Source organism: Thermococcus atlanticus, from assembly GCF_054657855.1.
In genome coordinates this window covers 1-10,025 of sequence record NZ_BAAHXX010000002.1, presented here as the reverse complement: position 1 = coordinate 10,025, position 10,025 = coordinate 1, and the positions used below count along the sequence as shown (strand labels likewise).

13 protein-coding genes are annotated in these 10,025 nt (G+C 44.7%); 12 read left to right on the top strand and 1 reads right to left on the bottom strand.

The window, feature by feature from the left end; translation table 11 throughout:
* Positions 1 to 683 precede the first annotated feature (683 nt).
* The 12 genes from ACYQ27_RS12590 (at position 684) to ACYQ27_RS12535 (ending at position 9,600) form a co-directional block, all read left to right on the top strand.
* The gene (locus tag ACYQ27_RS12590; RefSeq protein WP_460041903.1) at positions 684 to 1,001 is read left to right on the top strand and encodes a ribbon-helix-helix domain-containing protein; all 318 of its coding nucleotides are present in this window, start codon (positions 684 to 686) and stop codon (positions 999 to 1,001) included.
* A complete protein-coding gene (locus ACYQ27_RS12585) occupies positions 1,002 to 1,442 on the top strand; it encodes a putative toxin-antitoxin system toxin component, PIN family (RefSeq protein ID WP_460041902.1) in 441 nt (146 codons plus the stop codon).
* 378 nt (positions 1,443 to 1,820) lie between these two features.
* Positions 1,821 to 2,159 carry a hypothetical protein gene (locus ACYQ27_RS12580; RefSeq protein WP_460041901.1) on the top strand — a complete coding sequence of 113 codons (339 nt, stop codon included), beginning with the start codon at positions 1,821 to 1,823 and terminating at the stop codon, positions 2,157 to 2,159.
* A 407-nt stretch (positions 2,160 to 2,566) separates the two neighbouring features.
* A complete protein-coding gene (locus ACYQ27_RS12575; protein WP_460041900.1) occupies positions 2,567 to 2,773 on the top strand; it encodes a hypothetical protein in 207 nt (68 codons plus the stop codon).
* Positions 2,774 to 2,792: 19 nt separating this feature from the next.
* Complete coding sequence (locus ACYQ27_RS12570) at positions 2,793 to 3,014, top strand: hypothetical protein (RefSeq protein WP_460041899.1); 222 nt, start codon at positions 2,793 to 2,795, stop codon at positions 3,012 to 3,014.
* Positions 3,001 to 3,345, top strand: coding sequence for a hypothetical protein (locus tag ACYQ27_RS12565; RefSeq protein ID WP_460041898.1), 345 nt, complete (start codon positions 3,001 to 3,003; stop codon positions 3,343 to 3,345). The genes ACYQ27_RS12570 and ACYQ27_RS12565 overlap by 14 nt, the downstream gene beginning before the upstream one ends.
* A 132-nt stretch (positions 3,346 to 3,477) precedes the next feature.
* Entirely contained in the window at positions 3,478 to 4,209 is a 732-nt protein-coding gene (locus ACYQ27_RS12560) for a hypothetical protein (RefSeq protein ID WP_460041897.1), read from the top strand.
* A 287-nt stretch (positions 4,210 to 4,496) separates the two neighbouring features.
* Positions 4,497 to 4,634 carry a hypothetical protein gene (locus tag ACYQ27_RS12555; protein ID WP_460041896.1) on the top strand — a complete coding sequence of 46 codons (138 nt, stop codon included), beginning with the start codon at positions 4,497 to 4,499 and terminating at the stop codon, positions 4,632 to 4,634.
* Positions 4,635 to 4,762: 128 nt separating this feature from the next.
* Complete coding sequence (locus ACYQ27_RS12550) at positions 4,763 to 4,948, top strand: hypothetical protein (protein WP_460041895.1); 186 nt, start codon at positions 4,763 to 4,765, stop codon at positions 4,946 to 4,948.
* Between the two features lie 93 nt (positions 4,949 to 5,041).
* Entirely contained in the window at positions 5,042 to 7,090 is a 2,049-nt protein-coding gene (locus tag ACYQ27_RS12545) for a hypothetical protein (protein ID WP_460041894.1), read from the top strand.
* On the top strand, positions 7,083 to 8,858 hold the full coding sequence (locus tag ACYQ27_RS12540; protein WP_460041893.1) for a UvrD-helicase domain-containing protein: 1,776 nt from the start codon (positions 7,083 to 7,085) through the stop codon (positions 8,856 to 8,858). Before ACYQ27_RS12545 ends, ACYQ27_RS12540 begins: the two co-directional genes overlap by 8 nt.
* Before the next feature lie 97 nt (positions 8,859 to 8,955).
* Positions 8,956 to 9,600: a hypothetical protein gene (locus ACYQ27_RS12535; RefSeq protein ID WP_460041892.1), complete on the top strand. Its 645-nt coding sequence runs from the start codon at positions 8,956 to 8,958 to the stop codon at positions 9,598 to 9,600.
* A gap of 51 nt (positions 9,601 to 9,651) precedes the next feature.
* On the opposite strand, the gene ACYQ27_RS12530 is transcribed toward ACYQ27_RS12535, so the two are convergent.
* A partial coding sequence (locus ACYQ27_RS12530; protein WP_460041891.1) for a hypothetical protein occupies positions 9,652 to 10,025 on the bottom strand: 374 nt, incomplete at its 5' end.

Genomic DNA, 10,025 nt, shown 5'->3' with positions numbered 1-10,025 from the left:
ATTCATCTACCTTTTGCCGGAGGTCCTTAACTTCTCCCTCCAGGTTCTCCAATCTCTTGGCATAATCGCCGAGGATCCAGGAACGGAGGCCCAAGATGAACACCTGAATAAAGTATTCACCCGAAAGCATAATAAGATTTCTCAAAACTCAGCTGGAGTTATCGAGTAGTTGGAGGATACTCTTAACAAAAACGCTTTCAAGGTGGAGTTTTAAGCCAGATTGTCCATATTTGTGAACAATAAGGCAAAATCTACGTTCCAAAGGTTTTTATTAAGGAAACGCAAAGGCCCCCACGGGAACCCGAGGAGCACCACCAAAAACCTACTAATTAACCTATATACTCACTCTTTAAATGATGGGTATGAGTGAGGCGATTCACAACACTAACCCAATTCTTCAGAGGATTAATGAAATGGAGAAGGAGCTGGAGAGATTAAAAAGATTGAAGTCCTGAAAATGAAGCCCCTCAAACCTCCCCGTCACTGGCGAGGGGTTAATTCGCTGGAACCCCCGCAAAGGGAGGAGGTCAGAGAAGGGAGAGTAAAAACTATTAGTGGTGATGAAGCCATTAAGATACTCTCGGAGATGCTGGAGGATTAACGCTTTTCATCGTTTTGCAAAGTTGGGTTTATTGCGTTATTTTTAAATACTTTTGTAGTGTATTTGTAGTTGGTGATGTGTAGTGGAGAGTGTGGATTACCCTATCTCGGTGAGACTTCCGGGTTATGTAGTGCGAAAGATCGATGAATTAGTGAAGAAGAGAGAATTCCGAAGTCGTTCGGACTTCATAAAGTTCGCCGTAACCGTAACCCTCGGCCAGTTGATGATGGAAGAGGCCAAGGAGCTCGCAAAGAGCCTAACGCCGGAGGAGGTAAAAGCCGAGGCTGAGGAAGCTAAAAAGAAGCTTTTGGCCGGAGACTTTGAAGACGAATGGCCCGAAATCAAAGATACCCTCAAGGAGGTCGAGGAGGAGTTTCAGGAACTCACCGGTGGGAGTTAAATGAAGGTTGTTATGGATACCAACGTGGTCTTGGGAGCAATGATTAAGCCGAGAGGCTTATCAGCCCTCTTAATACGAGCTCTGGACGGAGAGTTTTTAACCAACTACACAAGCGATGAAGCTCTAAGAGAGCTCAGCATTAAAATGGGAATTCTGGCGGAGAAAGGAAAACTTTCCACCGAGTGGAAGCGGATTTTAGCAAGGTATCTCAAAGGCTCGGTGGAAGTTTCTCCCTCTAAAAGTTTCAACCTCTGTAGGGACCCAAAGGATAACAAGTGGCTGGAGATAGCTTATGAGGTCCGGGCCGGGTACATCCTAACGTGGGACGACGATTTAATCTCCCTCCGGGACTCAGAAAAGATCTTGAACCTTAAAGATCACGTCATTAAAATCCTTAGGCCAGTTGAGTTCTATCGTGAGGTCCTGAAAGCTGAATGTTAGCACCCACCATAATTCTTCGTTTGATAGAAATTTTAGGTTGATTTTCGCACTCACATATCCCAAGATAACGGAAACTTGGAAAGTGACTTTTCTCCCAAAAGTGTCCCACCAATAATCCCGGTTCCACACCACCCACTTATAATATTTAACTAAACTCTTAAATAACCCGTGAGTGCTCACCCAACACTACCAAACACCAAAAAAGCCAATTCTCCCCCACATCACAAAATAAAAAGCTCTATAAAAGCGTTTTAGATGACTAATCTGATAAAAACATTCCAATCGTTTAAAAACCCTTTACAAAAGGAGATTAACCGAAAACTATTTAAAGAAAATTTTAAATATTTAACTGAATAGTTAAATATCGGTGGTCAATCAATGAACCCTGAAACCGAAAAAGCAATTTCAGAATTCCTGAACTTCATCAAAAACATTAGCGGAAAGCTTAGAACCGAAAAAAAACGCAGGGTAGCCTATTCGCTCCTAAAAGCCTTCGCAGAGCACCACGGAAGAATAAAAGCCTATGAAATGGGAAGCAAAGATGGGATAGTATTCAGGATTGCCCAAAAAACCGGCGTTTCATACGTTTACGTCTATGAAGTCCTAAAAGAACTCATAGACCTCGGCTTAATCGCCAAAACCATAACAGGCTACGAGATAAGCCCCATCTTTAGGAAAAGGCTCTTTCGTTTATACAAAGCATTAGGGAACCTCTAATTACCGACCTCTTCCCCACCCTGAAGAGCGATATCACTTTTGATATTATGTCTGATATTAAATCCAATATCGAAATTAATATCACTTTCAATATCACATTGTTCGAAATTTTCGCTTTAAGCTAAAAAAAGGTTATAAGCTCTTTTCTCAACCAATCAATTGAAAAATAATATAGGCGGTGAAAGAATGCAAATGAGAAATATACGTTTAGCACGAAGGAAACGAAGGCAGACTATTCCACCGTTAGACCCTTGGACACCGCTCAATCTCGAACCCAACCTAATTTTCCACCTAATAAACGAGCAAGCCAAGAAAATCCGCCCTCCCGTTGCGTGGTATCGTGGCCAGATCTACTATCAGCCCCAACCAGGCGTTTTAGTCCCAATTAAGGACAGAGAGGGGATAGAATGGTGGAAGAAGAGGGGACTAAGGGCATAATAGAGGAAGAAGACGAGGGAGTTCTCGTAGTGAAACACGTCTATACCCTCGAATGGACAATAACCACCCCCTCAGGAAGGGCTTTTCAAGTCCACGTCGCCCACGAAGAACCGGAGAATGCCAAAGAAATAGCCATCGAACTCTTCAAGCTCTCAAAGAAGTATTTAGACTATTAGGATTGGGGAGGGAAAAAAGATGGGAAATATTCAGTTTAGGGGGCTTTGGGGGGAGAAAGTCATCATCGAACGGAAGGGAGGGGACGTTTTGGTCGGAACCCTCACCGGCGAGGACGGAATGTTCCTTTACCTTGAGGATAGCTACCTGCTCAGAGAAGGGAGAAGAATAGAGACCCCCAATGTCGCTATTTCAAAGAAATCCATCTCAATGCTCCGGGTGAAGAGCAATGAGGATAATTGACACCGGAAAAGTCCGGAAAATCTACGAAAGATGGCTAACAAAACAATACAGGCGGTATGTCCGCCGGAACGGTGAGGTTGTGGAGAGTGCATACTACACAATGACCCTACCAGCCTCGTGGGTAGATACATGGAAAGAAGATGCGAAAACCCTCATTCTCCTCGAAACCGAAGACGGAAACCTGCTAATCCTCCACCCAAACAACACCGAGAAAATGAAAGATGAACTAAGAAGCTTATCAGAGAAAGTTCCGGTCGAAGTTTATTACCGAGTGAGGGACGGGGTCTTGTGGAAAATTAGAGGGAGCTCTACATATTCACCCAACCACTAAAACCTCACCAAAAACAGCTCCGAGACAGCTTAGTTTCCAAAAAACACTCAGTTTCTTTCTTTTATTATCTCAGGGAAAGGGCTTCACGACACGATAGAGAACACTCCCTCCAAAAATGGGGAGGCGAAAAAGGTGGCAAAGCTCCTAAACCGAGTGTATTGGGACAAAATAGTGAGAATACACGCCCGAAAAATCGTCCAAGTGCAGGGGAGTGGAGAGAGAAGACCGCAATACCGGATAACACTCCCACCAGAATGGGCAAGAAGTGTCCCCCCGGAGCGGAAACTCACCGTCCTATTAACCAGGAACGAAGACCTAATCATTATGCACCCAATAACCAGCACCAAGTTCAAGGAAGAACTGAAATATGTGTCCTATTCAGGAGGCATAGAACAGAGCACAGGCGATGGGCTACTCTCCGACTTCTTAAGAGGAGAATACAGCGGAGCCGTCGTGAGGAAATACCACAGAAAGCTGGACATCTGGGAGAATAATAGGAGGGTAGAGACGTTCCGGCTCACCCTCCCCGTGAAGTGGGTGGAAGAGGTGTTCCAGCTGAGCAGATGGGCAGTCATCTTAGAGACAGATGGAGGGGATTTAATAGTCCTACACCCTGAGAACGTGTCTTGGGCATTGGAAGGCATCCTAAAAGCAAACAGAGAAGCCCGCATAGTTCCGTCGAAAGGTATCAGGAGCTCGCCACTGTGGAGAATATACCGGAAATATAAGGGTGGGTGGAAGACGGCGAGGCTCTTCAAGGAAGGAAAGCTCCCAAAGAAGAAAAAGAAGAACGAAGAGAAAGACGAGATTAATAAGGAACTCACACGTGAGTGGGGAGGACGCAAGAACCTAATAGGGTGGTGACACCCCGCCCTGTAAATTTGGGGTAGATGTAATTACTTAAAATGGTAGTGTAAAATCCGGACTCAGAACACTCAATTATAACACTTTTTTCTGGCATCTGTCTTAGAAACAATCGTCCTATGCCTTCTAGCCATCTAAAATTAAAACCCACCTAATAGAGAGTACCCTTGATACCCCTGATACCCCTGATACCCCTGATACCCCTGATACCCCAAATTTTGTGGAATAAATTTGAATGTACATATTTGTCATAGATTTTAAAGGGGGATATGGGGGATATGGGGGATATGGGGGATATGGGGGATATGGGGGATATGGGGGATATGGGGGAACTTTACAATACTATCACCATAAGTAAAAAAATAAAATTCACAACGATTGAGAGTTGGAGAATTAGTGGGGATGCATTTATTAGGCGAGCATAGTGAAAGAGCAGTTTGAAGAATAACACAATAGATTCTCTAAACTGATATTAGTCTTAATAGCATCTTCTCCAAATTTTCGCTTTAAAATAAAAAAGGTTTTTAAACTATAAACGCCATAAATATGGCGGGTGGGATACATGGGGAAGATAACACTAACTGTGGATGATGCAGTTGAAGAGGAGTTTAGAAAACTTGCCGCCCAGAAATATGGTGCAAGAAAAGGTGCTCTTGGTTCAGCGCTAACAGAGGCCATGCTAATGTGGATTGCAAAGGCAAAAGCTGATCTAGAGAAATTTGGAATGCTAAAAGAATAAAGATAGTGGTTACCCGGTCGGTGGGGGGCCGACCGGAAACTTTGGTGTAGTAATTGGGTGATCCCACCTCACTAGACAAAGAGGTGATCCTCAATGGAAGGTGAACTTAAACCTATAAATAATTTACCGTCTCCTGATCGGGCTACGGTTTCGGCTACTGATTCAGAGACTAATGGACAGGGACTAATCAACCCGTATAGGGAGATTCTTAAGGTTCTGGACAAGATTGATGCAGAGAACCCCGAGGTTGAGCGGGTTTCTCTCCAGGATCTTAAAGAGGCTGGTTTAGGGCCGATGGAACGGGTTATAGTGCGGAATTTGATAACTAATTTTGACGTGGATAGAGAGTATCTATTGGATCACTTTACCAAGGAGGAGATTAAGGAGAAGGCTAGAGAGGTTAAGATTAGTATCCGGGCATTGAGGCGTAGAATTGAGGAAGAAAACCTTAAGTGGGAAATGGAGCACTCCAATAACCTTTATCACCGCTACCAGCTTCTTAAAGGAAAAAAGGAACTTACTGAGCTTCCAACATCTAAAGTTTTATGGTCCCGTTTCTCTAGCTACGAGAAAATATTAGTTCTAGCCCACTACATCATGGAAGCTCTTAAGCAGGATACCAATATGGTTACCTTGGCTAACCTCCGGAAGCCTAGCCAGTTCTATTATCTGGACAAGAGGGGTAAAGTTCGGTTCAATGAAAAGGCCTTTAGGGGTTTTGTCAATGAGCTAGGCTTAGACCCTGAGGAGCCTATTAGAGGAGAGGAGTTAGCCGTTATCTTGGTTAGGCGTTTTGGCTATACCGAGGAGAGCCTTAGGGGGTTCCACGAGGAGATAGTTAGGGACCTTATTAAGCCGTCTAGAATGAGGCTCCCGCCGTGCATTGAGGCCTTGGCGTTTAGGCCCCTTTTCTACGACACCAAGAAGGGTAGGATCATAGACGAGGGCCTTAAGGTATTGGCGTCTTGGTTCAAGTACTACGCTAGGGGCTACACTACGGGGAGGATCCAGGGAGGCAAAGATAAGAAGGTGCTTCTTTTTGAGTTCCTGCTTTCTAAGCTCTATGGGGACGTTATAGACGTAACGGAACAGGCCGAGATACTCCAGCGGTTTAAGAAGTTCTATGAAGAGGCTAAGCCGTTCAAGTGTGCTATGGTCCAGGAGTTTGAGAGCTCGGTTAAGTTTGGTGAGGGATTAACCGCTGGAGGTGTGAAAATCTGTAGTAATAAGTGTCCTTTTGTTGCTCCCCTTAGCAGGGTTGAGGAGGTCTTAGCCAGCGTTGAGAAGGTAAACCTGTATGGTGCTGATCACTTGGAGATAATACTGGAAGGAGTTCAGCCGTTTTTTGAGGATTATTCCCCTAACCCGACCCCTAGATCTAAGCTGGTTCAGAAGTTCGCCGGTTTCCTTAGTGTGCTCTATGCTGATCCGTTGATTAAGCCGGAGGAGGCTTTAGAGATACTGGAAGCTTTACTAGAGAGGGCCAGGATTGTTCAGAATTACCTTAGTCCGCTGGTAGCAGTCGAGGAGTGGTTTAGGGAGGAGATGGAGAGGCTCCTAGAGGACGGGGCTTTACCTTGGGAGCTTAAAGCCAAAGATAAGCCTTTTTTAAGCAAAGATGGAAAGCTACTCTATGTGCATAAGGACTTGATAGAGGCCGATTTAGTCGGGGGCATTGGTCTAGAGGGTTACACCACCCAAAAACTGATTAGAGATCTTAGGAAACTTCCAAATGCTCCAATAGTGGGAGTTTCGGATAAGATAGCTGTAAAGAGGGATAGTTACACCGACGATAAGACTAAGGCCCGTTTCTGGATTATTAGGGTTAAGTGGTTGGAGGAGCATGGGATAGAGGTTAGGGTTAAGGTCCCGACGGTGGAGGAGCCTAAGACAGAGGAGCAAAAGAAACCCGGAGAGGACCTTAGGGACGTTAGCGTAAACTTAACCCCGTTGGAGAAACTGATTTTAGAGGCCACTAGGGAGCCTAAGGACATAACCGAGCTTATAGAACTTGGAGAGAAGACTAGGAAGTCCAAGGAAGAGGTAACTACGGCGGTGGTTACCCTTATGCAGATAGGACTTTTGAAGAGGGTGGAGGGTGACAAGTTGCAGAGGACCGTAGGGGTGGGGCCTAATGAGTGAGGCCATTCCGGTTACTTCTTTTGAGTTCTCCCTACCGAGGGAGAGGATTATTAAGCTCTACGGAGCACCGGGGACGGGAAAGACTACGGCCCTGGTTAGGATTATTGAGCATCTTATAGGCTTCCAGGATCACACGGAGTTTTTAGAGAACTATGGCCTTAGCCTTCCTTTTGGCCAGTACGGGGCCGAGGACGTTATTTTTATGACGTTCCAAACTTCCGCTTTAAAGGAGTTTGAGGCTAGGACTGGCATTAAGGTTAAGGATCGCCAGAATAAGCCGGGCCGGTACTACTCTACGGTGCATGGAATAGCGTTTAGGCTTCTTATTGATAGTGGAGCGGTTGATGGGTTTATAACTCAAAACTTCGGAAGTTTAAGCCCGGAGGACTGGTTTAGGAATTTTTGCTGGCAGAATGGGTTAAGGTTCGAGAGTTCGGAAATGGGTTATTCCAACGTCTTTAATGAGGGTAACCAGCTTTGGAACGCCTTAACTTGGGCTTATAACGTCTATTACCCCACCAAGGGCCCTAAGGCCCGTTATGAGGCTCTAAAGAGGCTGGCCCCTAAGCTCTGGAAGTTCCCCCCGCTTTGGGAGGAGTACAAAGAGGGAAAGGGGATCCTGGACTATAACGATATGCTGATTAAGGCCTATGAGGGCCTTAGGAGGGGGGAGATTGACCCTAGAAACCTTCCGGGGCATAAGTACAGCCCTAAGGTGCTTATTGTTGATGAATTCCAGGATTTAAGCCCGCTCCAGTTCGAGATTTTTAGGCTCTTAGCCAACCATATGGATCTAGTGATTATCGCCGGGGACGATGACCAGACGATTTTTAGTTATCAGGGAGCGGATCCTAGGCTTATGAATTACGTTCCAGGCCGGGAGATTGTCCTTAGGAAGTCCCATAGGCTTCCTATTGTGGTCCAGGCTAAGGCCCTAACGGTGATTAGCAAAACCCGGCATAGGAAGGAGAAAACGGTAGCCCCCCGGACGGACTTAGGCGATTTTAAGTATAAGCTCTTTTGGTTCCCGGATTTCCTAAACGACTTGGTTAGGGAAGCCCAAGAGGGCCATAGTATCTTTATCCTGGTTAGGACTAATCGCCAGGTCCTAAAGCTAGGAAAGGAGTTAATCTTAGCTGGCGTCCATTTTGAGCACCTGAAAGTGGATTATCGTAGTATTTGGGAGGCTGGTTCCAAGGGGTGGGGGACGTTCCGGGATTTGGTCCAGGCCCTACTTAAGGCTAAGAATGGAGAGGAGTTAGAGGTAGCGGATTTGGTTACTATTCTCTACTATTCCGAGCTTATAGACTGGCATTTGGGCGAAAGGATTTCGGAGAAGGAGCGTTATAAGAAAATCGCCGAGCAGATGGAGAAAACGATAGAGGCCATAGAAAAGGGCCTTATGCCTTTTAACGTTTTGAAGGTTAAAGAAAACCCGTTTTCGGTGTTGGATTTGGAAAAGATAGAGAGTTTAAGCCCTAGGCATGGAAAGGTAGCCGTAGAGTTAATTAAGGAGCTTATGAAAGAAAAAAGCCAGGTGGTTAGTATTCCCAAGGACGCTAGGATTTACTTGGATACTCTACACGCTTCAAAGGGCCGGGAGGCCGACGTAGTGTTTTTAATCAACGATTTACCCCGAAAATGGTCTAGTATTCTGAAAACCAGGGAGGAGCTAGACGCTGAAAGAAGGGTTTGGTATGTTGGACTAACCAGGGCCAGAAAGAAGGTTTACCTACTAAACGGAAAACACCCGTTCCCGGTGCTTTGACTTTTTTTCTTTTGAAAGCTTCGCCCTGAAAGGAGGGGGATCAGAAGGATAAAAACAAGGCTTTAAACAATAACTGCTAATGTCTTTCGGTGATAACATGGTACAGAAGTTTAGATGTCCTGAATGCGGGGCCGAGGTTGAGGCAAATGAAGAGAATATTATTACACCCCTTTCGACCAAGAGTATAAAGGTTCTTCTATGTCCTTCCCCACAAATAGGGCCAGGAAATAATATTTATCAGCATATAGTGAGAATAAAATATGGCAAAAAATGGGAGAAACCAGAGAATTTTTTAGTTTCATCAAAAGAGGGGCTTCATGAAGTCATTCCGGGAACTAGAGATGAAGTTACTCACTATATTCTTCGGGCGGAACTCTGGAGATACGGGGGGCCTATTATTAGTGGAGCTTATCTAAGCGATTATACCAAAGTAAAGATACTATGGAAAAATAAGCGAGCTGTCGGCTACTACTCAGAGTTTGCACGTCTTGTTCCTACAATGGCGGAGCTGTATGTTAGACCTCAATATCGAAAAAATGGATACGCAACAGAGATGGTACTAGATTTTTTAAATTCTCACAAAGGTTCGGTAGCCTTCTATTTTATTCACAAGAAGTGCATGAGAAACCTTCTTCTAAAAGTGAGAGCTATACGGAGAACTTATGTTGTAGATAAAAGAATAGTGCTTTTGGACTGGCAGGAAAACCCCATACTATTTTGGGAAAGCGATAAATATGACTAAGATCAATTTATTCTCAATTTTCCCCAAGGGAATTTTGATTTTTGGTTCTGTTCACTCTTCAACGAGCACATAATAAACTCTCTTTCCCTTTCTCAACTTTCTCACTTTGCCCTTAGCTTCAAGCCTCTTTAGGATAGCATAAAGCTTTTTATTCCCAAATTTAAGCCGGGAAAGTAGCTCGCTCGGAGAACCATAACCCTGCCTTAAATAGTCTAAAACTAAAAGCTCTTCTTCATTCCTATCTAAACTTTCCCCAAGGGAAAGTTGGTTTACAGTCTCCAACTCTTTTATTTTATCATAAACAACCATCACCAACTTGGATAAACTTTCTAATTCTCTCTCCATCTCTTTCTTATCGGCCTTGGACTCCAACCCTTTTTGGATCTGGAGGAGCTCCTTTAGAATATCCTGGTATCCTCTGGCCA

Bases quoted from the DNA above. Each gene is read 5' to 3' on its own strand.
- ACYQ27_RS12535 (WP_460041892.1), top strand. From the start codon at position 8,956: ATGGTACAGAAGTTTAGATGTCCTGAATGCGGGGCCGAGGTTGAGGCA.
- ACYQ27_RS12540 (WP_460041893.1), top strand. From the start codon at position 7,083: ATGAGTGAGGCCATTCCGGTTACTTCTTTTGAGTTCTCCCTACCGAGG.
- ACYQ27_RS12565 (WP_460041898.1), top strand. From the start codon at position 3,001: ATGAGGATAATTGACACCGGAAAAGTCCGGAAAATCTACGAAAGATGG.
- ACYQ27_RS12570 (WP_460041899.1), top strand. From the start codon at position 2,793: ATGGGAAATATTCAGTTTAGGGGGCTTTGGGGGGAGAAAGTCATCATC.
- ACYQ27_RS12555 (WP_460041896.1), top strand. From the start codon at position 4,497: ATGGGGGATATGGGGGATATGGGGGATATGGGGGATATGGGGGAACTT.
- ACYQ27_RS12580 (WP_460041901.1), top strand. From the start codon at position 1,821: ATGAACCCTGAAACCGAAAAAGCAATTTCAGAATTCCTGAACTTCATC.
- ACYQ27_RS12585 (WP_460041902.1), top strand. From the start codon at position 1,002: ATGAAGGTTGTTATGGATACCAACGTGGTCTTGGGAGCAATGATTAAG.
- ACYQ27_RS12545 (WP_460041894.1), top strand. From the start codon at position 5,042: ATGGAAGGTGAACTTAAACCTATAAATAATTTACCGTCTCCTGATCGG.
- ACYQ27_RS12575 (WP_460041900.1), top strand. From the start codon at position 2,567: ATGGTGGAAGAAGAGGGGACTAAGGGCATAATAGAGGAAGAAGACGAG.